General features: G+C 70.4%; 16 protein-coding genes and 1 pseudogene. 15 read left to right on the top strand and 2 right to left on the bottom strand.

All coding sequences use genetic code 11. The features are described 5' to 3' along the window. The 9 genes and pseudogenes from ACGFI8_RS40255 to ACGFI8_RS40215 all read left to right on the top strand — a co-directional run. Positions 1–336, top strand: a pseudogene (locus ACGFI8_RS40255) (sugar ABC transporter substrate-binding protein); the annotation flags it as partial. 22 nt (positions 337–358) lie between these two features. Next, positions 359–1,285 carry a carbohydrate ABC transporter permease gene (locus tag ACGFI8_RS40250; protein WP_392812777.1) on the top strand — a complete coding sequence of 309 codons (927 nt, stop codon included), beginning with the start codon at positions 359–361 and terminating at the stop codon, positions 1,283–1,285. A gap of 1 nt (position 1,286) precedes the next feature. After that, a complete protein-coding gene (locus tag ACGFI8_RS40245; protein WP_392812775.1) occupies positions 1,287–2,066 on the top strand; it encodes a carbohydrate ABC transporter permease in 780 nt (259 codons plus the stop codon). A gap of 118 nt (positions 2,067–2,184) precedes the next feature. Continuing rightward, on the top strand, positions 2,185–2,805 hold the full coding sequence (locus tag ACGFI8_RS40240; RefSeq protein ID WP_392812773.1) for a hypothetical protein: 621 nt from the start codon (positions 2,185–2,187) through the stop codon (positions 2,803–2,805). A gap of 50 nt (positions 2,806–2,855) precedes the next feature. Further along, a complete protein-coding gene (locus ACGFI8_RS40235; protein ID WP_392812771.1) occupies positions 2,856–8,411 on the top strand; it encodes an OmpL47-type beta-barrel domain-containing protein in 5,556 nt (1,851 codons plus the stop codon). Between the two features lie 67 nt (positions 8,412–8,478). Beyond that, a complete protein-coding gene (locus tag ACGFI8_RS40230) occupies positions 8,479–11,586 on the top strand; it encodes an OmpL47-type beta-barrel domain-containing protein (RefSeq protein ID WP_392812770.1) in 3,108 nt (1,035 codons plus the stop codon). A gap of 22 nt (positions 11,587–11,608) precedes the next feature. Next, positions 11,609–12,232, top strand: a complete 624-nt coding sequence (locus ACGFI8_RS40225) for a hypothetical protein (RefSeq protein ID WP_392812768.1) — start codon at positions 11,609–11,611, stop codon at positions 12,230–12,232. A gap of 59 nt (positions 12,233–12,291) precedes the next feature. Continuing rightward, positions 12,292–13,335 (top strand): hypothetical protein, encoded by a 1,044-nt coding sequence (locus ACGFI8_RS40220; protein WP_392812767.1) that lies wholly within the window; start codon positions 12,292–12,294, stop codon positions 13,333–13,335. A 320-nt stretch (positions 13,336–13,655) separates the two neighbouring features. Next, on the top strand, positions 13,656–16,958 hold the full coding sequence (locus ACGFI8_RS40215; RefSeq protein WP_392812765.1) for a beta-L-arabinofuranosidase domain-containing protein: 3,303 nt from the start codon (positions 13,656–13,658) through the stop codon (positions 16,956–16,958). A 2-nt stretch (positions 16,959–16,960) separates the two neighbouring features. Here ACGFI8_RS40215 and ACGFI8_RS40210 read toward each other — a convergent pair whose 3' ends face one another. Then, the gene (locus ACGFI8_RS40210) at positions 16,961–17,128 is read right to left on the bottom strand and encodes a hypothetical protein (RefSeq protein ID WP_392812785.1); all 168 of its coding nucleotides are present in this window, start codon (positions 17,126–17,128) and stop codon (positions 16,961–16,963) included. 284 nt (positions 17,129–17,412) lie between these two features. Between ACGFI8_RS40210 and ACGFI8_RS40205 the strand changes: the two genes are divergently transcribed. The 6 genes from ACGFI8_RS40205 (at position 17,413) to ACGFI8_RS40180 (ending at position 23,290) form a co-directional block, all read left to right on the top strand. Continuing rightward, a complete protein-coding gene (locus tag ACGFI8_RS40205; protein WP_392812764.1) occupies positions 17,413–18,675 on the top strand; it encodes an ABC transporter substrate-binding protein in 1,263 nt (420 codons plus the stop codon). A gap of 68 nt (positions 18,676–18,743) precedes the next feature. After that, on the top strand, positions 18,744–19,625 hold the full coding sequence (locus ACGFI8_RS40200; protein WP_392812762.1) for a carbohydrate ABC transporter permease: 882 nt from the start codon (positions 18,744–18,746) through the stop codon (positions 19,623–19,625). Further along, positions 19,622–20,455, top strand: coding sequence for a carbohydrate ABC transporter permease (locus ACGFI8_RS40195; RefSeq protein WP_392812760.1), 834 nt, complete (start codon positions 19,622–19,624; stop codon positions 20,453–20,455). Before ACGFI8_RS40200 ends, ACGFI8_RS40195 begins: the two co-directional genes overlap by 4 nt. A 2-nt stretch (positions 20,456–20,457) precedes the next feature. Continuing rightward, entirely contained in the window at positions 20,458–21,624 is a 1,167-nt protein-coding gene (locus ACGFI8_RS40190; RefSeq protein ID WP_392812759.1) for an ABC transporter ATP-binding protein, read from the top strand. Next, complete coding sequence (locus ACGFI8_RS40185; protein WP_392812758.1) at positions 21,621–22,568, top strand: zinc-binding dehydrogenase; 948 nt, start codon at positions 21,621–21,623, stop codon at positions 22,566–22,568. Before ACGFI8_RS40190 ends, ACGFI8_RS40185 begins: the two co-directional genes overlap by 4 nt. Beyond that, on the top strand, positions 22,565–23,290 hold the full coding sequence (locus tag ACGFI8_RS40180) for an SDR family NAD(P)-dependent oxidoreductase (RefSeq protein WP_392812757.1): 726 nt from the start codon (positions 22,565–22,567) through the stop codon (positions 23,288–23,290). Before ACGFI8_RS40185 ends, ACGFI8_RS40180 begins: the two co-directional genes overlap by 4 nt. 6 nt (positions 23,291–23,296) lie before the next feature. Here ACGFI8_RS40180 and ACGFI8_RS40175 read toward each other — a convergent pair whose 3' ends face one another. Next, positions 23,297–24,538, bottom strand: a complete 1,242-nt coding sequence (locus tag ACGFI8_RS40175) for an MFS transporter (RefSeq protein WP_392812755.1) — start codon at positions 24,536–24,538, stop codon at positions 23,297–23,299. Positions 24,539–24,560 lie beyond the last annotated feature (22 nt).

Below are 24,560 nucleotides of genomic sequence, written 5' to 3'. Positions count from 1 at the left end.
GGGATCGGCGCGACGAGCAAGCACGCGACGGAGGCGTGGGACTTCCTGTCCTGGACCCTGGGTGATGAGGCGCAGGTCGAGGTGGTGGCCAAGGGCAAGGGTGTGCCGGTGCGCACCGACCTGGCGGAGAACAAGTACTCCTCGGCCGACCCGCGGGTTGTGAAGATCAACAGCCTGATGGGCAAGGGCAAGACCCCGTACGCGAAGAACTTCAACGCCACCTACAACGACCCGCAGAGCCCGTGGGTCACCGCCTTCCGCGGCGCGCTGTTCGGCGACGCGAAGAAGTCCCTCGACGACGGCGCCGCGGCACTGACCGCCTCGCTGCAGAAGTGATCCCGAAGAGATTCGAGTCGCAATGACCTTGCTCGCCCCCGAGCGGCCGGCGGAGTCCCCGCCGGCCGCACGGCCCCGGCGCCCCCGTGGACGGCGATGGGTCGGCGCCCTCTACGCCGCCCCCACCGCCTTCATGGTCGGCATGTTCTTCCTCGTCCCGCTGGGCCTCGTGGCCTGGATGTCGCTGCACCACTGGCCGCTGCTCGGCGCGCCGGAGCTCAACGCCCCGGAGAACTACGCCAACCTCAGCGACAGCGAGCTGCTGCGCACGGCGGCCTGGTTCACCCTCAAGTACACGCTGGTCGTCACGGTGCTGCTCTTCGCGCTGTCCTTCGGGCTGGCCCTGCTGGTACAGCACCCGGGCCGCGGCGTCGGACTGCTGCGCACCGCGTACTTCATCCCCGCCGCGGTCGGCTTCGCCAGCGCCTCGCTGCTGTTCCTGGGCATGCTCAGCGACGAGATCGGGCCGGTCAACCGGATCCTCGAGTCGCTGGGCCTGCTGCACGGCTACGTGTCGTGGACCAGCGGCAGCCCAAGCAGCGCGCTGGGCTCCGCGGTCGGTCTGGTGCTGTGGCGCTTCGCCGGGTTCAACATGCTGATCCTGCTCACCGGTCTGCAGTCGATCCCGGTCGAGGTATACGAGGCCGCCCGCCTCGACGGCGCGTCGCGCTGGAAGACGTTCCGGCAGATCACGGTACCGCTGATGCGCACCACCATCGCCCTCGTCCTCACCATGATGGTCACCGGCTCGCTGCTGGCCTTCGACCAGTTCTGGATCCTCACCCGCGGCGGCCCCGACAACAGCACCACCTCCCTCGTCATGGTCATCTACCGCAAGGCGTTCATCGAGCTCGACCTCGGCTCCGCCGCGGCGATCTCGGTCGTGCTCCTCGCCGTCCTCGTTGTGTTCAACATCGTGCAGCTCGGCGTGCTGCGCAGAAGGGACTGACATGCGACGGCTCACCGGCGCAGCGCTCGCCATCCTGTTCGTGTTCCCCCTCGCCTGGAGCGCCTTCGCCTCGGTACGCACCCCGACCGGCTTCGGCCTGGAGAACTACGCCCGGCTGTTCACCGCCGACAACGGCATCCGCCTCGAGCACGTGTTCAACAGCATCGCCGTCAGCGCCCTCACCGTCGGCGGCACGCTGCTGGTGAGCACGCTCGGCGGCTACGCCTTCGGCCGGTTCAGTTTCCCCGGCAAGAACGTGCTGTTCCTGCTCACCCTCGCCATCCTCATGGTGCCCTACGCCACCATCCTCATCGCGCTGTACGTGTTGCTGGGCTGGATCGGCCTGGAGGACTCCCTCGTCGGGCTCAGCCTGGTGCTCATCATGTTCCAGCTGCCGTTCTCCATCTTCATGATGCGCAACTCGTTCGAGGCCGTGCCCAAGGAACTGGAGGAGGCCGCGCTGCTGGACGGCTGCGGCAGCCTCCGTGCCCTCATCCGGATCATGCTGCCCGCCGTGAAGCCCGGCCTGATCACCGTCGGGCTGTTCGCGTTCCTCACCTCGTGGGGCGAGTTCTTCGCCCCGCTGATCCTGCTCAACTCGACCGACAAGTTCACCATGATGCTGACTGTGGCGAACATGCGCACCGCCACCTTCGGCGCCATCGACTACCCCGCCCTCGAGGCCGGCGTGACGTTCATGGCCGTGCCCTGCCTGATCCTGTTCCTCATCCTCCAGCGCAGTTACGTCCGCGGCTTCATGTCCGGCGCGCTGCGCGGCTGATCCATACCCGCACCACCCACGGACCGTCCACAGTGGACGGCCCGACGGTACCGTGCTGCCTCCGGAGGGCCGTGTGACGCGCTGGCAACGCCCGTTCGCATCGATCATTGTCGTTGGAATGTTCGCGTTCGCCGCCGCGGCGTGCACCGGGTCACCCAAGCCGCGGTCGGCCCCCGTCGACGGGGCCGACAGCGGCGGCCGGCTGTTGCTGTGGACCCCCGCCACGCTCGAGGTACCCGCGACCCTGCTGGTCGACGCCTACAACGCCACCCACGCCAACCAGGTCGAGCTGACGCTCGTCCCGGCCGCGGAGTTCCCGGGGCGCATCGACGCCGCGGCCCGCACCGGTGCGCTGCCCGACCTACTCACCGGCGGCATCGCCGACGTGCCGGGCTGGACCAGCCGGGGCCTGTACCAGGACATCACCGGCCGGGTCGATCGGCTGCCCTTCGCCGCCCGCATCGACCAGCGGTCCGTGCGGGCCGGCACCCGCGACGGCGCCAAGCACGCGCTGCCGTTCGTCGTCGACGAGGACGGCGGCGACGACATCGGCATCGGCCGGGACTCCAAGAAGGCCGACCAGGCGTGGAGCTTCCTGTTCTGGCTGCTGTCCGACGAGGCGCAGGTGCAGGTGCTGGCCCGCAACGGCAACCCGGTCGCCCGCGGCGACCTGTCGGACAACGAGTTCGCATCGGCCCCGCCGCCCAACTCACCCGCCCCATCAGCGGCAGGCCGATGAACGCCGGTACGCCGGCATCGCGCACACATCCCGAGAAGAGGTGTCCGTTCGTGAGAACGCCAGCGGTACCGATACCCGAACGCGTTCGGGTCCGGCCCCGCGTCGCGGCCGCCGCCGCGGCCGCCGGCCTGCTGCTGACCGCCCTCGTCCAGGTGCCCGCATACGCGGCGCCGAACGCCAACACCCCATATCCGGTCTTCACCGGCACCGCGAACCCGATTCCCGACGAGCGCACCGGCTACCACGTCCGCAACCAGCTCCAGGCCATCTTCGACGCCGATGTCGCCGCCGGCGCCGGCTCCAGCACCGACAACGACTTCTGGATCGACCGCATGCTCGCCCGCACCGGCAACCAGCCGGGCGGGTCGAACGGGGACGCGAACCAGTACCTGTTCAGCCGCGGCCGCGCCGTGTTCATGAAGACCCACCAGCCCGCCACGCTGGGCTTCGGCGGCGAGGTCGCCTACATCGAGACCATCGCCGGCGGGCAGGGGGCGTACACCATCACCGCGTCGGTGAACGGCGCGGACGTCACGCTCACCGAGGACGCCACCCAGCGCAGGCAGACGCCGAGCTACTTCCGCGGCGTCTTCAACAACACCTCCGCCGGGCTGCGCATCATCGAGACCAAGTTCATCACCGACGCCAACGTCGCCGTGACCAACCTCGAGGTGTCCAGCACCAACGGCGCCGCGAAGAACGTGACCCTCACCGCGAACTCGCCCTTCGCGCGGACGATCGCGACGGACAACGGCGAGCTGACCGGCGCGGTGCGCGCCTTCAACCAGCTCACCACGATCTTCCCGCGCTTCTCCGGCGACGGGTTCGCGCCGGTCGACGGCGCGCTGCGGCAGACGGTCGCGGTGCCGGCGTCCGGGTCGGTGAAGACCAAGGTGCAGCTGGGCTTCGTCACCAAGGAGCAGCCGGCCGCGGCCACCGAGTACGAGCACTACCGCGGCCTGTCCCCGGCGGCCGCCTACACCGAGCACGTCACCGCCTACAACAAGTGGTGGGCGGACAATGTGCCCTACCTGGACACGCCCGAGAACAACATCGACAAGACGTTGTTCTACCGCTGGTGGCTCATGCGGTTCAACTTCCTCGACGCCGACCTGCCGGGCAATGACTACCAGTTCCCGACGTCGATGGAGGGCGTGCTCGGCTACAACAACGCGATCGTGCTGACCGTCGGCATGTTCGTGGACGACCTCAAGTACTTCCGTGACCCGGTCTTCTCCTACGGGCCGTGGGTGTCGGCGGGTGAGGTGTCGAAGAGCTCGAAGTACGTCGACAACCCCGGCGACCCGGCGAACTGGTCGAACAGCTACACGGAGTACATCTCCGAGGCCGCCTGGCGCTCCTACCAGCTGCACGGCGGGCCGAAGGCGATCGCGCAGAACCTCGGCCAGTACGCCGAGGCCGACGTCAAGGGCCTGCAGCAGGCGTACGACACCGACGGCAACGGTCTCATCGAGTACAACTGGGGCGCGATGACCGGCAACGACGCCGACGCGGTGTCGTTCGACTGGCGCTCCGGGAACATGGACCGCGCCGAGAACGCGTACCTCTACTCAAACGCCAAGGCCGCGGCGGCCGCGTACCGCACCGCCGGCAACACGGCGAAGGCCGACGAGATGGAGGCGCTCGCCGCGCGGATCAAGACGGCGGTCCTGCAGTACCTGTGGGAGCCGGTCCGCAGCACCCCGGACGAGATGGGGCTCTACGGCAACCTGCTCAAGCACCGCCTGGTCTCCTCCAACACGCTCGTGCCGTGGAAGGAGATCAACAACTACTACCCGTTCTCGGTCGGGCTGATGCCCAAGCCCGGCGACCCCGACTACACGCAGCCCTACGTCGAGGCCCTGCGGCTGTTCGCCGACAGCGCCCAGTACCCGATCTTCCCGTTCACCACGGCCAACCAGGCCGACAAGGCGGCCGCGGCCGCGGCGGGCCATCCGGGCAGCAACAACTTCTCGGTCATCAACTCGACCGTGACGTTCCGGATGCTCTCGTCGGTGCTGCGCAACTACCCGACGAGCTACATCGACGCCGAGTGGTACAAGAAGCTGCTGTACTGGAACGCCTGGGCGCAGTACCAGAACAACGGCGACAACCGCTACCCGGACCAGAACGAGTTCTGGGCCGACGGCTCCGCCACCGGGCAGAGCATCGGCTACCGCTCCTGGATCCACCACACGATCCTGGGCGCGACGAACTTCACCGTCATCGAGGACGCGATGGGCCTGCGCCCGCGCTCCGACGCGAAGGTGGAGCTCGACCCGATCAACATCGGCTGGGATCACTTCACCGCCAACAACATCCGCTACCGCGACCGCGACCTCACGATCGTGTGGGACGCGCCCGGCGGCACACGGTACTACGGCAACGACGTCCCCGAGGGCTACTCCGTCTACCTCGACGGGCAGCTCGCGTTCACCGCGGACAAGCTCGGCAAGGTCGTGTACGACCCGGCCACCGGCACCGTCGAGGCCGCGCCCGGCGTGCAGATCCTGTCGCACACCGCGCTGTCGGTGCGGGCGCCGCAGGACGTCACGTACCCCGCCGACGCGCGGATCGTCGACGTGATGGCCAAGGCGGGCGCCGACATCGCCCCGGCCAGCACCGGCTCGGAGAACTTCGCCCAGGGCCGCCCGGCCACCGCGACATTCTCGGCCTCGGGCCGCGGACCGGCCGGCGCCGTCAACGGCACGACCATCAACGAGCCGTTCTGGGGTGCCGCCGGCTCGCCCAACGCGTCCGACTCGATCGACATCGACCTGCAGGGCGACCGGCAGATCGACGACGTCCGGGTGTACTTCTACAACACCACCACGACCGCGACGGTCCCGGGCTACGCCCCGCCGGCCCAGTTCACGGTCTCCTACGACGACGGCTCCGGCTGGAAGCTGGTGCCGAACGAGTACCGGGCGCCAGCCTACCCGCGCGGCAACCTCAACCAGGTCCGGTTCCCCTCCGTCAAGGCCAAGAAGCTGCGCATCACCGTGCAGCACAGCCCCGGCGCGAAGACCGGCATCAAGGAGGTCCAGGCGTTCGGCACCGGCGTCGCGGCGCCCGCCGCGGTCAACAACCCGCCGCTGGCCGACGCGTGGCTGGACTCCTCGTACAGCCAGGCCGGCTCGGCCCGCCTCATCGGCCTCGCCCAGGACGACGGCGACCCCGGCACCCCGCTGACGTCCGCCTGGTCGGTCGTCGACGCGCCGGCCGGCGGGTCGGTCGCGTTCGACCCGGCGAACTCGCCGAGCACGGTGGCCCGGTTCACCAGGTCCGGCCGGTACACCCTGCGGCTCACGGTCGGCAACGGCCAGGCGACGTCCACAAAGGACGTCGTGGTCGACGCGACCGCGCTGTCCGAGGGCGAGATCAACGTGGCCGGCACGGCGACCCCGTCGGCGAGCTACACCGCCGGGTGGAACGACGTCAAGGCGGTCAACGACGGCAAGCCGGCGTTCTTCACCGGCGGCGCGCAGACCGACCTGTGGGGCACCTGGACCGGCAACGAGCCGGCCACCCGCTGGCTGCAGTACGACTTCCCGTCGGCCGTGCGCGTCGACCACGCGTCGATCGACTTCTGGTCGGACAGCACCACCGGCGGCAGCGGCGTCGCGGTGCCGAAGTCGTGGAAGCTGCAGTACTGGGACGGCGCGGCCTGGCGGGACGTGACCGGCGCGACGGGCTTCGACCCGGCCGTGCGCGGGCGCACCAACCAGGTCTCGTTCGACCCGGTCACCACGACCCGGCTCCGGGCCACGTTCAACGCCCTGCCCAACGCCGCCGGCACGGCCTACTCGGCAGTCGGCGTCTCCGAGTGGCGGGTCTTCGCCGCCGCGGCCAGCTCGGTCCAGGGCGTCGACGCGCGGACCCAGGTCGGCGTCGTGCCGACCCTGCCGTCCACTGTGGACGTCACCTACGCCGACGGCACCCGGCTGCCGGTCGCGGTGGCGTGGGGCGCGATCGACCCGGTCAGGGTGACGGCCGTCGGCGACTTCACCGTCTCCGGCTTCGTCACCGGCACCACGCTGACCGCCACCGCCCACGTGTGGGTCCGCGGCGGCGACCCGGTGCAGATCAACACCATCGACCCGGTGTCGGTGACCACGAAGGTGGGCGTCAAGCCGGTGCTGCCGAACGGCGTCACCGTCGGGTACAACGACGGCTCGCGGCAGAGCGGCATCGCGGTCACCTGGGCGGCGATCGACCCGGCGAAGTACGCCGCGGAGGGCACCTTCGACGTGACCGGCCAGGTGGCCGGCACCGACAAGACGGCCACCGCGACGGTTGTGGTCGGCGCCGGCGGCTCGCAGGACACCGCCCCGCCGGTGACTACGCTGACCGCCGACCCGTCCCCGGCGAGCGGCTGGACCAGCTCCAACGTGACCGTGACCGCCGCGGCGACCGACAACAAGGACCCGTCACCGCGCATCGAGATCGCCGTCGGCACCGGCACGTTCCAGGCGTACACCGGACCGGTCACGATCTCGGCGGAGGGCTCGACGCTGGTGCGGGCCCGGGCCACCGACGCCTCGGGCAACGTCTCGCCGGTCACCGAGCGCACCATCGGCATCGACCGGACCGCGCCGACGGCCACGGCGGCCCTCGACCAGGGCAGCCGGTCGGTGACCATCACCGGCAGCGACGCGCTGTCCGGGATCGGGGCGGTGCAGTACCGGCTCACCGTCAGTGGCGTGGTGACCCAGGACTGGACCACCGCCGCCGGCGCGGTGCCGATCGGGTCGTCGGCCACCACGGTCGACTACCGGGCGGTGGACAAGGCCGGCAACACGTCCGCCATCGGCACCCTGCAGGTTCCGGCGGGCCAGGCGCCGGTGAACGTCGCCCGCACCGCCACGGCGTCCGCGTCGTACACGCCGGGCTGGCTCACCGTCGACAACCTCAACGACGGCGTGCAGCCCACCGGGCCGGTCGGGCCGAACACCGACGTGTGGAACACCTGGCCGCAGGTCGGGGAGCAGTGGATCCAGCTCGACTGGGCGTCGCCGGTCACCGTCGACCGCAGCCGCATCTGGTTCACCGACGACATCGACGCGTCGGGCCTCGGTGTCGCGCCGCCGAGCTCCTGGAAGCTGCAGTACTGGACCGCACAGGGCACCTGGGCCGACGTCGAGCAGCCCAGCGCTTACGGCACCTCCGCGACCGGGTGGAACACCGTCACCTTCAAGGCGGTCACGACCACGAAGCTGCGGGCCCTGCTCACCGCGAGCGGGACCGAGGACGGCAAGGGCTCGCCCGGCGTGCAGGAATGGGAGGTCTACGACGTGCCGAACCAGCCGGCGCCGCGGTTCGACGTCGAGGTCCAGGCCCGCTCGCAGTGCATCGGCGGCAACGCCTACGTGTCGATCAACGCCCGCAACGCCGACAGCGTGCCGCTCACCATCGAGCTGATCACGCCGTACGGCTCGCGAGCGGTCACCGGGGTCGCCCCCGGCAAGACCGCCTACCAGGCGTTCAACACCCGCGCCGGCTCGGTGGCGGCCGGGACGTCGACGGTGAGGGTCACCGGCACCGTCGACGGCAAACAGGTCACCACGCAGATCGAGGCACCATTCGACGCCTCGAGCTGCGGCTAGCCCTTCCCCTTGGTGGCGGCGCCGGCGGACGGCGCCGCCACCACACCCCAATGAGGAGAACGGCATCTTGAAACTGTTCAGCAGAGCGGCAGCCGCAGGGCTGGTCGCGGTAGGGCTGCTCGTCGCACCCGCGGCACCGGCCCACGCCGCCGACTCGTACACCTTCACCCACGTCGGCAACCCGATCCTCGCCGACGGCAGCTACTACTCCGCCGACCCGGCCCCCGTCGTCGTGCCCGCCGGCGCGCCCGGCAACGACAGCGGCAAGGACCAGCTGTACATCTACACCGGCCATGACCAGGCCGGCCCCACCACCAACGACTTCATCATGAACGACTGGGGCGCGTTCCGTACCACCGACGTCCAGTCGGGGGAGTGGACCCACTTCCCGGCACTGACGCGCCCGGAGACGGTGTTCTCCTGGGCCACGTCCGGCCGCGCCTACGCCGGGCAGATGATCCAGGGCGTCGACGGCCGCTACTACTGGTACCTCCCCGTCAGCGAGCGCAACAGCCCGGCGTCGGACAAGTTCGCCATCGGCCTGGCCGTCTCCGACACCCCGACCGGGCCATGGAGCGACTACATCGGCTCGCCGCTCATCTCCCAGCGGGTGCCCACGGCGAACACCATCCAGAACATCGACCCGACCATCTTCATCGACGGCCAGGCCCCGAACCAGCGCGTCTACATCTACTGGGGCACCTTCGGCAACCTGCGCATGCTCGAGCTCGGCAAGGACATGAAGACCCCGATCGGCACGCAGCAGTCGATCACCGGCCTGACCGGTTTCTTCGAGGCCCCCTGGATCTTCAAGCGCGGCAGCACCTACTACCTGGCCTACGCCGGCAACAACGCCGGCCCGACCTCGTCGTGCACCCCGGCCAACTATCACGCCTGCATCGCCTACGCCACCGCGAACTCGCCGCAGGGACCGTGGACCAACCGGGGGACCATCCTCACGCCGGTGTCCTCGACCACGAGCCACCCCGGCATCCTCGAGTTCAACGGCCAGTGGTACATCACCTACCACACCGCCGACGCCGTGGGCGGCGGGCACTTCCGCCGGTCGGTCGCCATCGACAAGGTCGAGTGGGACGACACTCTCACGCCGCCGCGGATGAAGATGGTCAACCAGACGCCGGTGAAGGAGCGCGACCGCACGCCGCGGGCGAACATCGCGCAGGAGGCGAAGGTCACCGTCTCCAACGAGCCCGTGCCGACGCAGTACTGGGTGAAGGCGCTCAACGACGAGATCGTGCGCGCCAACCCGCTCCCGCCGGACATGTGGGGCACCTGGACCTCCAACAACCCGCCGCAGCAGTGGGTGCAGTACACGTGGGACCAGCCGATGCGCATCGCCGGCTCCCAGATCGACTTCTGGAACGACCAGCCGCAGGGCAGCGGGATCGGCGTCGCCGCGCCGGCCAAGTGGCGCATCCAGTACTGGAACCTCGCCACCGGGCAGTGGGCCGACGTACCCAACCCCAGCGGATATCCCACCTCCACGCAGGGCTTCCAGAACACCACGTTCGACCCGGTGACGACCACGCAGGTCCGCGCGATCTTCGACGCGTCGACGAACGGCAGCACCTACTCGGGCGTCGCGGTCGAGGAGTGGAAGGTGCTCGCCGCCCAGCCACAGTCCGTCACCCCGCCGCCGATCACGGTCGAGGTCGGCGAGACCGAACTGCCGGCCACCGTGCCGGTGACGTTCGGCGCCGAGACCCTGCAGGTGCCGGTCTACTGGGACAAGGTCACCGCCGACGACGTCGCCGCCCCGCGCCAGTTCACCATCCAGGGCAGCGTGCTGGGCTACGCGGCCGGCAAGGTCTCCACCCAGGTCACCGTCGTCTCGCCCACCGACACCGAGGGTGACGTGACGGCGCCGACCCTGACGCTCACCCCGAGCGGCAGTGCCGGCACCGGTGGCTGGTTCCGCTCGGCGGTCAAGGTCCGAGTCGCCGCCGTCGACGACCGCGGCGGCCGGATGACGATCGAGTCCAAGGTGGACGGTGGGGCGCCGGTCAGTGCCTCGCCGGTGCGGTACACCGACGTGACCGTCACCGGCGACGGCCAGCACACGGTCACCGCCACCGCAACCGACCGGGCCGGCAACGTCTCGGCGCCGGCGAGCCTGCCGGTGCGCATCGACGCCACCGCGCCGACCAGCACCGGCACCGTCGACGGCAACGCCAGGACGGTGGCCGTCACCGCGACCGACGCCACCTCCGGCGTCGCCCGCATCGAGTACGCCGTGGACACCGGCGCGTGGACCACGTACACCGGCCCGGTCGCCGCACCCGACACCAGCAAGCACACCGTGTCGTTCCGCGCGACCGACAACGCCGGCAACACCGAGACCGCCAAGACGGTCACCATCCCCGCCGACCTGTCCGGCCCGCTCACCGGCAACGTCGCGCCGATCGCGGTGCCGAGCGCGTCCTACACGGCCTCCTGGAACAGCATCACCGCGCTCAACGACAACGCCGATCCGGCCAGCCCCGCCCAGGCGCAGATCTGGGGCACCTGGTCCGGCACCCGGCCGGCGACCCAGTGGGTCCAGTACGACTGGACCCGCCCGATCCGGCTCACCGGCTCCGAGCTGAAGTTCTGGCGGGACTCCAACCGCGGCACCGGCGACGGCGTCGCCGAGCCCGACGGGTGGAAGCTGCAGTACTGGGACGGCACCGCGTGGCAGGACGTCACCGGCGCCTCCGCCTACGGCACCAGCACCACGGCGTTCAACACCGTCACCTTCAACCCGGTCACCACGTCGAGGCTGCGCGCCACCATCAGCGCGAACGGCAACGGGACCACCTACTCGGCGGTCGCGATCACCGAGTGGCGGGTCTTCGCCGACGACCCCGGCACCAAGCCGGTCACCGTGCCGGTCACGGTCACCGTCCAGCCCCGCTGCATCGCCGGCTCGGCGTACCTCGCCGTCCAGGCGCGCAATGACCACACCTCGGCGGTGGACATCGCCGTCGAGACCCCCTACGGCAACCGCACCTTCACCGCTGTCGCGGCCGGCGCCAACGCGTACCAGTCCTTCGCGGTGCGCGGCGCGTCGGTGCCGGCCGGCACGGTCACCGTCCGCGCCACCGGCACGGTCGACGGCAAGGTCGTGACCACCTCCATCACCTCCGAGCACGCCGCGCTCAACTGCGGCGTCTGACCCCCCGATTGGAGCTCGACACATGAACGCACGCCATCGCCTGCACCTGGTCACCGCCGCCGCCGTGTTCGCCGGCGCGGCCGCCTTCCCCGCGGCCGCCCTAGCCGGGGACGGCGACTCCAGCGACGTCCAGGTGGCCGTTGACATCTCCCAGCTGCACCAGCCCGGCGTCCTCGCCCTCAGCGTCGCCGGCAACGCCGTCACGCTGCAGGAGAACGGATCCACCGCGCTTGTGCGGCAGTTCACCGGCGTCCTGCCGACGGTGACCGTCACCGACACCCGCACTGCCGAGGAGGTCCCGGCCGGGGCCAGCTGGGCCGTGCTGGGCACGTCCAGCGACTTCACCGGCAGCGCCGGGCAGGCCCCCATCACCGCCGACCACCTCGGCTGGAAGCCGCACCTCATCGACGGCGGCGACACCGGCCAGGTCACCGAGGGCGAGGAGGTCGTGACCGTGCTGGACGACCCGACCCAGCCGGGCAACAACGTCGGTCTCAAGGACCAGGAGCTGCTGGTCTCGACGTTCGACTCGGCGGCCGTGGCCGGCGGCTCGTACGCCGTGAACGCCGATCTCTACCTACGCACCCCGGCGAGCGTCGCGGCCGGCTCCTACCACGCCACCCTGACGATCTCCCTGTTCGAGTAACCGGTGTGGGCGGGGGTCGCAAGGCCCCCGCCCACCACTGTCGCCGAAGGACCCCCGCCATGATGGTCAACCGCCCCCGCCGGGCCCTGGCGGTGCTCGCCGCCGCCGGGCTCCTGGCCGTCCCGCTCACCCCGACCGCGGCGGCCGCCGACCCCAGCCCAAGCGCCGTCACCTGGACGGTCCAGCCGGCCGATCAGGGCGGCCCCGACGGCCGGCGCTGGATCGAGCGCACCCTCGATCCGGGACAGGTCGTCACGGAACACCTGGCCGTGCGCAACCTCAGCAAGACCGAAGCGGTCTTCGCCCTCTCCGCCGCCGACGGCTACCTCACCGAGAAGGGCCGCTTCAACATGCTGCCCTCCGACCAGCCGTCGAAGGACGGCGGCACCTGGATCGCCGTGCAGCACACCGTCACCGTCGCCGCGAACGAGACCAAGGTGGTGCCGTTCACCGTCACCGTCCCGGGCAACGCCACCCCAGGCGACCATCCGGCCGGCATCGCCGCGTCGATCCTCAGCAGCTCCGGCACGGTCCAGGTGGAGAGCCGCGTCGGCTTCCGGGTCCTGCTGCGGGCCAGCGGCACCGCCCGGGCCGCCCTGTCGGCCGAGCGCCTCACCGCCCAGTTCGAGCGCTCCTGGAACCCGCTGCGGCCCGGCGCCGTCCACGTCACCTACTCGGTGGCCAACACCGGCAACGTGCGGGTCGACGCCCGCGCGGACGCCGCGGTCGCCGAGCTGTTCGGCGCCCACCGGCGCACGGCGGCCGTGGACGCGGGGGAGCTGCTGCCGGGCGGCGGCCGCACGGTCGGCACCCGCGTCAGCGGCGTCTGGGGCCTCGGCCGCGTGCGGACCACGGTGACGCTCACGCCGGCCGTGCTCGGCGACACCGGGCCGGGCCTGCAGGCCACCCCGACGGTCGTCGACGTGACCGGCTGGATCGTGCCGTGGCCGCAGCTCGTCCTCGCCGCCGTCCTCGCCGCACTCGTGCTCGCGATCCGCACCGTCGTCCGCAGGCGCCGCCGACGGCTGACGGCGATGCTCGCCCGCGCCCGGCAGGAGGGCCGGCAGGCCGCGTTGGCGGGTGGCGCGCAGGCGGAGGGGTGACTGTTAGCGCTAACATTTGCGGCCGGCTTCCATATAGAGATTTCTCAAATTTGATGGCATTGAATCTTGACCGGTGCTGAAGTGAGCGCTCACACTCGGTCTATCGGGTGACCACAGACTCCGGCTTTCGTGATCCCGCACCAGGGCGCACTTCGGGCGCCTCCGTCCGATGTGGACGCAGCGGGCAATCGCGGCCCGACCCCGGCACACACTCCGTGGAAGGACGACCTTCAGTGGCCAGATCCGGCAAGGCTCCACTCAACCGACGTCAATTCCTTCAAGCTTCCGCTCTCGGTGCGGCCGCGGCGGCCGGCGCCGGCGTGATCGCGCCGGGCCTCGCCGACGCGGCGACCGCCATCGACTCGGCCGCGCTCGACCTGACCGCGGCCACGCCCGCCGCGGCCGACCTCGGGCCCGGCGCCACCGCACCGGTCAGGCCGTTCCCGCTGCGCGACGTGAAGCTGGGCAACGGCCTGCTGCAGGAGAAGCGCGACCGGACGAAGAACTTCCTGCGGCAGTACGACGAGCGGCGCTTCCTCGTGCTGTTCAACAACCAGGCCGGCCGGACGAACCCGGCGGGCGTCTCGGTGCCGGGCGGCTGGGAGGACGGCGGGCTGCTCAGCGGCCACTGGGCCGGCCACTACATGACGTCGCTCGCGCAGGCGTACGCCGACCAGGGCGAGGCGGTGTACAAGACCAAACTCGACTGGATGGTCCGCGAGCTCGCCGCCTGCCAGGACGCGATCACCGCCCGGATGAACAACGGTGGCCCGGGCGGCGGGGATCCGCAGCCGCCGCAGATCGGCCGGGTCCAGGGCCGCTTCGGCAACGGGTTGCGCCTGAACGGACCCAGCAAGGCGCAGTACGTGACACTGCCGCAGGAGGCGATCAACCAGCTCACCGACTTCACCATCGCCGCCTGGGTGAACCTCGCGTCCACCCAGACCTGGACCCGGTTGTTCGACTTTGGGCAGAGCACGACCGTCAACATGTTCCTGACCCCGCGCGCCGGCGTGACCGGCAACATTCCGCGCTTCGCCATCACCGTCGGCGGATCCGGCCAGGAACAGCAGATCAACGGCACCGCCGCGCTGCCGACCAACCAGTGGGTACACCTGGCCGTCACGCTGACGCAGAACACCGGAACGCTGTACGTCAACGGTCAGCAGGTCGGCCAGAACACGAACATGACCCTCAACCCGTCGCGCCTCGGCAACCCCGGGAACCGGTGGATCGGGCGTTCGGCGTACGGCGACCCGTTCCTGGACGCCACCATCGACGAGTTCCACATCTTCGACCGGGCGCTGAGCCGGCAGGAGGTCCAGTCGCTGCTGGACTCGCCGGCCGGCAGCACCGGAGGCGGCAACATCGCGTGGTACAAGTTCGACGAGACGGACGGCACCGCCCTCAAGGACGCCTCGCCCAACGGCCGCGACGCCGGCGTTGTGGCCGCCTCGACCGCCGGGGCCGCCGACTGGATCCCGACCCACCCCGGCTACCTCGGCGCGATCCCGGAGGACGCGGTGCTGCGGCTCGGCCCGCCGCGGTGGGCCGTCTACGGCGGCAACGCGGCCACCAACACCTGGGCGCCGTGGTACACCCAGCACAAGATCATGCGCGGCCTGCTCGACGCGTACTACCACACGGACAACGCGCAGGCCCTCGACATCGTCGTGAAGATGGCGGACTGGGCGCACCTCGCGCTGACCATCGGGGACAAGAACTACCCCGGCTACCCCGGCCCGCTCACCCGCGACAACCTCAACTACATGTGGGACCTCTACATCGGCGGCGAGTTCGGTGGCGCGAACGAGGTCTTCCCGGAGATCTACGCGATCACCGGCGAGGCGAAGCACCTGGAGACCGCCAAGTGCTTCGACAACCGCGAGTCGCTGTTCGGCGCCTGCGTCGAGAACCGCGACATCCTCGTCGTCACGCCGCAGAACCGGCCCGGCCGCCGCCGCGCGGAGCGCCTGCACGCCAACACGCACGTGCCGCAGTTCGTCGGATACCTGCGCGTCTACGAGCACAGCGGCGAGGAGGAGTACTTCAAGGCCGCTAAGAACTTCTACGGCATGGTCGTCCCGCACCGGATGTTCGCCAGCGGCGGCACCAGCGGCAACTACCCCGGCTCCAACAACAACCTCGAGCTGTTCCAGAACCGGGACAACATCGGCAACGCGATCGCCACGAGCGGCGCGGAGACCTGCACGACGTACAACCTGATCAAGCTGGCCCGCAACCTGTTCCTGCACGAGCACGACGCCGCGTACATGGACTACTACGAGCGGGGCCTGCTCAACATGATCACCGGGTCGCGCGCCGACACCGCGAGCACCGGCGACCCGCAGGTCACCTACTTCCAGCCGCTGTCGCCGGGAACCGCCCGCAGCTACGGCAACACCGGCACCTGCTGCGGCGGCACCGGCCTGGAGAACCACACCAAGTACCAGGAGACGATCTACTTCAGGTCCGCCGACGGCGGCACGCTGTGGGTCAACCTCTACGCGTCCTCGACGCTGACCTGGGCCGAGAAGGGCTTCACCGTCACCCAGCAGACGACGTACCCCCGGGCGGACCGGACCAAGCTGACCATCGACGGCAGCGGCCCGCTCGACCTCAAGCTGCGCGTGCCGGGCTGGGTGCAGCAGGGCTTCTTCGTCACGGTCAACGGGGTCGCGCAGAACGTCACCGCGCGGCCCGGCACCTACCTGACGCTGAGCCGGACCTGGTCGCCGGGCGACACCGTCGAGATCCGGATGCCCTTCAGCATCCGGACCGAGCGCGCGCTGGACCGCCCCGACACGCAGGCGGTCTTCTGGGGCCCGGTGCTCCTGCAGATCCTGGGCAACCCGGGCGGCGGCAACTTCCGCGAGCTGACCCTCTACCGCCACCTCAAGCGGGACGGCGACTACTCCCGGGCGGCGGTCACGCTCGCGAGCACGACGGCGGCGGGCGACCCGACCTTCACGGCGGGCGGGTTCACCCTGCGGCCGTACTACGTCAGCGACACGCAGCCCGTCTCGTCGTACTTCCGCCGGGTCGAGCCGACGATCGTGTTCGGGTCCATCGACACCGGAGTGCCCAACCGCAACCGCAACGACGGCCTGCCGAACTACGACGTACCGGTGACGGGCGTGGTCTCGCCGGGCACCGGCGGCCCGACCTTCCTCGACCTGGTCTGGGACCAGGCGCCCTTCACCACCCACAGCCGGTTCGTCGCGGCCGTCACCAGCACGGCGGAGGCCTTCGTCGCGGCGGGCGTCTTCACCGCGGCGGAGAAGGACCGCGTCGTCGCCGACGCCGTGCGGGCCGACCGGGAGCTCGCGCCGGCGTTCGAGTTCGCCGTCGACGTCCAGGCCCGCACGCAGAGCATCGGCGCCAACGCCTACGTCTCCGTCAACGCCCGCAACGACGACAGCGTGCCGCTCACCATCGAGCTGATCACGCCCTTCGGCTCGCGGACGGTGACCGGCGTCGCCCCGGGCAAGTCCGCATACCAGTCGTTCAACACCCGCAGCGCGTCGGTGCCGGCCGGCACCGTGACCGTCAAGGCCACCGGGACGGTCGACGGCAAGACGGTGACCACGCAGATCGAGGCGCCGTACGACGCGAGCAGCTGAGGTCAGCCCCTGACCGCGGTGGCGGCGTCCCGGCGGGCGCCGCCACCGCCCCGCGCTGTTTTCCGCCTGGCGCCGATCCGGTAGACCCGCGAGTCCGGATCCACGAACAGGTAGCCGCGCTCCGCCAGCACCCGCAGCAGCCCGTGCAGGCTGCTCCTGGGCAGCTTCAGGGCGGCTTCAGGGCGGCTTCAGGGCGGTGCGGACGCCGCTGGCGTCGATCCCGTCGGGGTGCCGCGCGACCAGGTCCAGGGTCTGCAGGACCCGCTCCGCCGACTTGATCGAGCCCGTTCCCATACCGCCTGGGAACGAGCAATACAGCTGCTCTGAGCTGTGATAACAGGCAATTCGTTCATGTATCTGAACATGGGTTCCTATATCGAGCCACCGCGTCTACAGTCGTGGACCAAGTCCCGGGTCCCACCGACACACCGACTGCCACTCGAGGTGGACAGGAATGTTGAGATACCGACGCGCACTTTCCGCGGCCGCGATTGTGGCCGTGCTGAGCCTGATGGCCGCATGCGGCGGCACCGAAGAGCCCGCCAAGTCCACCCAGGACGGCGGAACCCTCGAGATCACTCACTGGGACCTGCTCGCTCCGAGCTACGGCGCCAAGATGTGGGAGACCTTCCAGGGCTATCAGCAGAAGAACCCGAAGGCGACGCTCACCAAGCAGGAAATCACCCGAGCCGACTACGAGACCACCATCAAGACGCAGATCGCCGCGGGCGGCGGACCCGACGTATTCGCCGTCGCCGACACGTTCCTGCCCGAGCTCGCCGAGGCGGGCGTGCTGGAGCCGCTCGACGGCGTCTTCGGCCCGGACGTGAAGCTCAACGCCACCAACGAGGGCGGCAAGTGGCGTGGCAAGCAGCTGGCCGTCACCGCCCAGATCGCGCCCTACGCGTTCCTGTGGAACAAGGACATCCTGGCCCAGGCCGGGGTCCAGCCACCGACCACGCCCGAGGAACTGGTCACGGCGGCGAAGACCATCAAGGAGAAGACCGGCATCACCGGCTTCGCGGTGCGCCACCGCATCGCCGAGGAGAACCCGTGGTGGATCGACTTCAACAACTGGCCGCAGGGCTTCGGCGGCGGCTGGTCCGACGGTAAGACCCTCACCATCGACCGCCCGGAGAACGTCGCCGCGCTCAAGGCGTACAAGGCCGTCTACGACTCCGGCGCGTTCGCCGTGGGCGACGACGCCTCGACCTTCCGGACTAAGTTCAAGGAGGGCAAGCTGGCCATGCTGATCGACGCGACGGGCGCGCCGACCGCGATGATCAGCGACAAGGTGCCGGGCACCTCCATCATGTCGTCGAAGCTTCCCTTCCCGGGCAAGAACACCAGCCAGGTCGGCATCTACTTCGTCGTCAACAAGAACTCCAAGAACAAGGAGCTGGCCAAGGACTTCCTGCGCTGGCTGGTCCAGCCGGAGCCGCAGCAGAAGCTCTCCGAGGTCATCGGCAACGCCTCGACAGTGGCCGTCGACACGACCGTCCCCGAGGCGTTCGTGAAGGCCAACCCGTGGGTCACCGCCTACCGGGAGAACGCGCCGTACTCACACGACGCCGTGGTGGACGGGTTCGAGGCCAAGACCCCGCAGATCCGCCACATCGTCCTGCAGTGGGTCGAGAAGGTACTGCTGCAGAACGTCCCGCCCGAGGAAGCCCTGGCCAAGGCGGCCCAAGAGGCGAAGGCGGCGGTCGGGAGCTGATCGGTCCCACGCCCGACGCGGTAGGCGCCGTTCCGCGGCGCCTACCGCGAACGACCGGAAGGAGGGGAATGAGCACCCGATCGCGGCTCGCGCCGTATCTGTTCGTCGGTGGCGCGGCAGTCTATCTGCTGGTGTTCACCGCCACCCCGCTGCTGCGCGGGGTACTGCTCAGCTTCACCGACACCAAGCTGCTCAACCCCGACGGCGGTGAGTACGTCGGCCTGGACAACTACCGCGAGCTGCTGGTGGACCAGCGGTTCGCGTCGTCGGTGCTCACCACCGTCCTCTACACCACCTGCACGGTGCTGGGGTCGTTGGTGCTCGGGACGGTGGCGGCGTTCGCCGTCAACAACGGATTCCGCGGCCGGGCGGTGGCGCGGGCCATCCTGACGATGCCCTGGGCGGTGCCGTCGATCGCCGTCGTGCTCGTGTTCACCTGGATCTTCAACGTCGGTGACGGGGTGGCCAATCGGGGCCTCGCCGTGCTCGGCATCGGGGAACAGGGCTGGCTCATCGACCCAGACCTGGGACTGCTGTCGGTGACCGCGGTCAGCGTCTGGAAGGTGTTCCCGTTCATCATGCTGGTCGTGCTGGCCGCCCTGCAGTCGGTGCCCGCCGAGGTGCGGGAGTCGGCCAGAGTGGACGGAGCGGACCGGTTCACCACGGTCAAGGAGATCGTGCTGCCCCACATCGCGCCGACGCTGCGCATCGCGGCGCTGCTGATGACCATCTGGTCACTGCGCCGGTTCGAGATCATTTACCTGCTCACCGGCGGCGGACCGGTCGACGCCACCAACACGCTGGTCATCAATGTCTACCGGGAGGCGTTCGCCAACTCCGACCTGGGCCGGGCAGCGGCGCTGGGCATGCTCGGGCTGTGCCTGTCCCTGCTGGTCACCGTCGTCTACTTCGTCGTCGAGCGGCGCTCGACGCGGCGGGAGGCGCTGTGAAGCGGCTGACCGGGGCGGGGCCGGGCCGGTGGCTCGCGATCCTGGCGCTGATCGTGATCTCCGGCTTCCCGGTCTACTGGATGCTCGACACCGCCCTGGCCACCCGCGAGGAACTGTTCAGCGGGCAGAGCCTGTGGGCGCGGCTGGACCGGCTCCCCGGCATCTTCGACGTCTTCAGCAGCGGGGTGCCGCTGCTGCGCTGGCTCACCAACAGCGCCGTCGTCGCGACGGGCACCACGTTCTTCAGCCTGACGCTGGCGGTGCTGGCCGGCTACGGCCTGTCCCGGTACCGGCGCTTCCACGGCCGTGGAGTGCTCGGCTTCGCGCTCTTCGCCACCCAGATGCTGCCCGAAGCGCTGCTGATCGTGCCGCTCTACACGCTGTTCGTGACGCTGGGGCTGATCAACGGGCTGCTCGGCCTGGTGCTGGCCAACACCGCATTCGCCATGCCGGTCGCCGTATGGATCATCAAGTCGGCCATGGACGGCGTCCCCTACGAGATCGAAGAGGCGGCCCGGGTCGACGGCGCACCCCGGTTCGTCATCTTCTCGCAGGTCACGCTGCCGCTAGTGGTGCCGTCGGTGGCCGCGGCCGCGGTCATCACGTTCTTCGACGGCTGGAACGAGTACCTGTTCGCCTCGACCTTCATCCGCGACACGACGAAGTGGCCGGCGAGCAAGGGCCTGTCGTCGTTCATCGGGGAGTTCATCACCCCGCTGTCGACGGTGTTCTCCGCGGCGCTCGTGTTCACCGTCCCCGCGATCGTCTTCTTCCTGCTGGTCCAACGCCGGATCGTGAGTGGTCTCACCTCCGGCTCGGTGAAGGGGTAGGCATGCCGGCCATCACGTTCCGGGGCATCCAGAAGTCCTACGGCGACACGCCGGTCATCCACGAGTTCTCCACGGACATCCCGGACCGGGAGTTCCTCGTGCTGCTCGGCCCGTCCGGGTGCGGAAAGTCCACCATGCTGCGCATGATCGCCGGGCTCATCGACATCACCGGCGGCGACCTGCTCTTCGACGGCCAACGGGTCAACGACCTGGAACCCAAGCAGCGCAACATCGCGTTCGTCTTCCAGTCCTACGCGCTCTACCCGCACAAGACGGTGCGGGCCAACATCGCCTTCCCGCTGCTGATGAGTCGCTTCCGCTGGTGGCAACACATCCCGATCGTCGGCATGGTGGCGCGCTGGCGCGCGATGCGCGACCCCGCGATCGCCGGAAGGATCGAGCAGATCGCCGCCAGCATGGAGCTCACGCCCTACCTCGACCGTCGGCCGCGCACGTTGTCCGGCGGGCAGCGGCAGCGGGTCGCACTGGCCCGGGCCCTGGTGCGCGAGCCGTCCGTCTACCTGCTGGACGAGCCGCTGTCCAACCTGGACGCCAAGCTGCGGGCGCAGATGCGCACCGAGATCACGGCGCTGCACCGGCGGGTAGGTGCGAGCTTCATCTATGTCACGCATGATCAGGTCGAGGCGATGACCATGGGCACCCGCGTCATCCTGCTCAACGACGGTGTCGTGCAGCAGAGCGGGACCCCGCAGGAGATCTACGACGAGCCGGCGAACACCTTCGTGGCCCGGTTCATCGGTTCGCCGCCCATGAACCTGCTGCCGGTCACGGTCCACGGCGGACAGGCCGCGATCGACGGCGGTGCGACCGTGCCCGCCGCCGGGGTGGCCGACGGTACGGCGCTGCTGGGCGTGCGGGCGGAGAAGGTGCGGATCGCCGCGACGGGCCCCGGCCTGCCGGCCCGGGTGGCGGTGGTGGAACGGCTGGGCGCCGAAACCGTGGTCGGTTTCCGGCTCGGGCTCGCCCCCAACAGCGAGGAGTTCGGCGCGGCCGCCGTGCGGGACCTGCACTACGCGAAGGTACCGGGTGACGCCGGCCTCGCCGTCGACGACGAATGCCGGGTGCTGCTCGACCTGAGCGGTGCCTGCCTGTTTGACAGCAACAGCGGTGCGCGCATCGGCGCGCGGAAGGATGTGCGTGTCGCATGAGGGCGCTGCTCTACGCCGGGCCACTCGAACTCGTCGTCACCGACCTCGACGTGCCGGCTCCGGCCGACGACGAGGTGCTGGTGCGGGTGGCCGCGGTCGGGGTCTGCGGATCCGAGGTGGAGGGCTTCGCCACCCAGAGCCCGTTCCGCAAGCCGCCGCTGGTGATGGGCCACGAGTTTGCCGGGCACCGGGTCGACGACGGCACTCTGGTCACGGTCAATCCGCTGGTGGCATGCGGCCGTTGCGGCAACTGCCGGCGCGGCAAGACGAACATCTGCGACAACCGCAGCATCCTCGGCATCCACCGGGCGGGCGGCTTCGCGGAGTACGTGGCCGTGCCGCGGGCCAACGCGCACCCGCTGCCCGCCGGTGTGTCCGCGCAGCGCGGAGCGTTCGTCGAACCCATGGCCAACGCCGTGCACGCCGCGAACCTGGTCGCCGACCGGCTCGCCCCGGACGCCCGGGTCGGCGTGATCGGCGCCGGCATGCTGGGCATCGCGGTACTGCTGGTGCTCCGCAGCCGCGGCCTGACCGGCATCCACGTCGCCGACCTGGCCGAACCGCGGCTGGCGACCGCGGTCAAGGCGGGCGCCGGGCGCACCGGGCAGCGGCTGACCGGCACCTTCGACGTCATCCTGGACACCGTGGGCACGGCCGGGACCCGGGCCGACTCCGTCGCCCTGCTGCATCCGGGCGGTGTCACGGTCTGGCTCGGCCTGCATGCCGCCGAGTCCGATGTGGACTGCAGAGCGATGATCCGAGGCGAGAAGGCGGTCCTGGGCAGCTTCTGCTACACCGCCGCGGAGTTCGCGGCGGCCGTGCCGCTTGCCGCCGACGTCGACGAGGACTGGCTGGAACTGCGGGACCTCGCCGACGGCGTCGAGGTGTTCGCGACGCTGATGCGAGGCCCGTCGGCGCACATCAAAACGATGCTTGTGCCATGAGCGGCCGTACGGTGGTGGTATCGGGTGGCGGTACCGGCATCGGCCGGGCGGTCGCCGCGACGTTCGCCGAGGGCGGCGATCGGGTGGTGCTGGTGGGCCGGCGCGAGCCGGCGCTCCGCGCCGCGGCGGAGACGCTGGGCCCTGCGGCGACCTGGGTCGCCGCCGACCTGAGCACGGCGGACGGTGCCGCGCGGGTGGCCCGCGCGGTGGACCGGGTGCACGTGATCGTGGCCGGCGCCGGGGGCACCAGCGCGGCGGTACCGTCCGAACTGGACGCGATCGCCCGGGAGTGGCGGGCCGACTTCGACCAGAATGTGCTGACCGCGGTGCTGCTGGTGGCCGCGCTGCGGCCGAAGCTGGCCGAGCAGGGCCGGGTGATCGGCATAGGCTCGATCGGCGCCCAGCTGGGCAGCGGCTACAGCGGCTCGTACGGTGCGGCGAAGGCGGCGCTGCACGCGTGGATCTTCTGGCTCGCTGCGGAGCTGGGGCCCGCTGGGGCCACCGCCAACCTGGTGTTGCCCGGGTATGTGCCGGACACCGAGTTCTTCGGCGACCGGATGAACCCGCAATTCCACCGGGCCAGGGTCGAGCGCACCCTGGTCGGGCGCGCCGGCACGCCCGCGGACGTGGCGTCCACCGTGCATTTCCTCGCCTCGCCCGAGGCCTCGTTCATCACCGGGCAACTGGTGGGCGTCAACGGAGGAACCGTATTGGGACGATGAGCGGTGCTATCGCAGGGCGAACGCTGGTGCGGGCGTGGCGTGCATCCGCCGGTCGACGACCAGGACCAGCGCCGCCGCGGCGGTCGCGGCGGCGCTGAGGACCAGCCAGAACGGTACGGCGCTGCCGACCAGGTATACGGCGACCGGCGGACCGATGGTGTTGCCCACCTGGAACGTGGCCCAGGCCGCGCCGCTGGAACGACCCAGGGTGCCGGCCGGCGCCAGTTTCTCCACCAGCGTGTAGAACGCGGGGCTGTACGCGCACTCGCCGAGCGCGAACGTGACCGTCATGACGACGAGCAGCGCCACCCGTGGCCCGCCGGTCAATGCGCCCGCGGCGTAACCCAGCAGCCAGGCCCCTGCCCATGCCAGCCCCATGGTGATCAGGGCGCGCGTCTTGTGCACCCGTTCCACCCAGCGGGACACGGGCAGCTGCCCGGCGAGCACGACGAGCGTAGCGATGGTGTAGAGCCCGCCGACGAGGGTGGTGGAGCCGGCGAGTTCGCCGCGGATGGCCAGCGGCACGCCGCTTTCCATCTGTGCGAGGCCGAACGTGACGAGCAGCAGTTGCGCGAGCAGCAGCAGCGCGAAGTTGAGCCCGGGCCGGAACCGGACGGGTCGCGCCCCTTCCCGCACCGGCCGGTCGGTGTCGGCAGGCAGTCGCACGAGAGCGGCGATGAGCACGGCGTACAGGGCACAGCTGACGCCGTCGGCCGCGAACAGCCACCGGTATCTGGCGTCGGTCGCCGGGTCGAGCACGAGGCCGCCGAGTCCGGCGCCCAGGCCCAGCCCGACGTTGAGCAGGAGGTACCGCAGCGACATCGTGCGGACCTTGATCTCGTCGGTCGGGCTGAGCCGGGCGATGATCGGGATCACCGCGGGGAGGAACAGCCCGGTGCCGACGCCGATGACGAGCAGCGCCAGCAGTTCGGCGCCGTACCCGGACCCGGCGGCCAGCGCCAGCCACCCTATGGCCTGTACCAGCAGCGCGCCGATCGCCACCGCGCGAGGCGAGTGCCGGTCGACCAGCGAGCCACCGTAGACCGACATCGGCACCGCGGCGCCGGCCAGGACAAGCAGCAGCACCGCCGTCGCGCCGGCGGACAGGCCGCGGAACTGGTGCAGATATATGGCCAGGAACGGATAGCACAGCCCGGTGCCGACGGCGGACAGGCCGTATCCGGCGACGAACCACCACGCCGGACCGGTCAGCCGGCGTTCCGGTCGCCTGGCCCGGCGAATGCGCATCAATCCCTCCCTGCCAGGAAAC

The organism is Dactylosporangium sp. NPDC048998 (assembly GCF_043197855.1).
Taxonomy (GTDB): Bacteria; Actinomycetota; Actinomycetes; order Mycobacteriales; family Micromonosporaceae; genus Dactylosporangium.
Note: the sequence above shows the minus strand (reverse complement) of the source record. Positions and strands in the feature narration are given on the sequence as shown.

Coding starts and splice junctions, on each gene's coding strand:
- ACGFI8_RS40185 (WP_392812758.1), top strand. CDS start 21,621: ATGAGGGCGCTGCTCTACGCCGGGCCACTCGAACTCGTCGTCACCGAC.
- ACGFI8_RS40225 (WP_392812768.1), top strand. CDS start 11,609: ATGAACGCACGCCATCGCCTGCACCTGGTCACCGCCGCCGCCGTGTTC.
- ACGFI8_RS40220 (WP_392812767.1), top strand. CDS start 12,292: ATGATGGTCAACCGCCCCCGCCGGGCCCTGGCGGTGCTCGCCGCCGCC.
- ACGFI8_RS40250 (WP_392812777.1), top strand. CDS start 359: ATGACCTTGCTCGCCCCCGAGCGGCCGGCGGAGTCCCCGCCGGCCGCA.
- ACGFI8_RS40200 (WP_392812762.1), top strand. CDS start 18,744: ATGAGCACCCGATCGCGGCTCGCGCCGTATCTGTTCGTCGGTGGCGCG.
- ACGFI8_RS40180 (WP_392812757.1), top strand. CDS start 22,565: ATGAGCGGCCGTACGGTGGTGGTATCGGGTGGCGGTACCGGCATCGGC.
- ACGFI8_RS40205 (WP_392812764.1), top strand. CDS start 17,413: ATGTTGAGATACCGACGCGCACTTTCCGCGGCCGCGATTGTGGCCGTG.
- ACGFI8_RS40245 (WP_392812775.1), top strand. CDS start 1,287: ATGCGACGGCTCACCGGCGCAGCGCTCGCCATCCTGTTCGTGTTCCCC.
- ACGFI8_RS40240 (WP_392812773.1), top strand. CDS start 2,185: ATGTTCGCGTTCGCCGCCGCGGCGTGCACCGGGTCACCCAAGCCGCGG.
- ACGFI8_RS40190 (WP_392812759.1), top strand. CDS start 20,458: ATGCCGGCCATCACGTTCCGGGGCATCCAGAAGTCCTACGGCGACACG.
- ACGFI8_RS40175 (WP_392812755.1), bottom strand. CDS start 24,538: ATGCGCATTCGCCGGGCCAGGCGACCGGAACGCCGGCTGACCGGTCCG.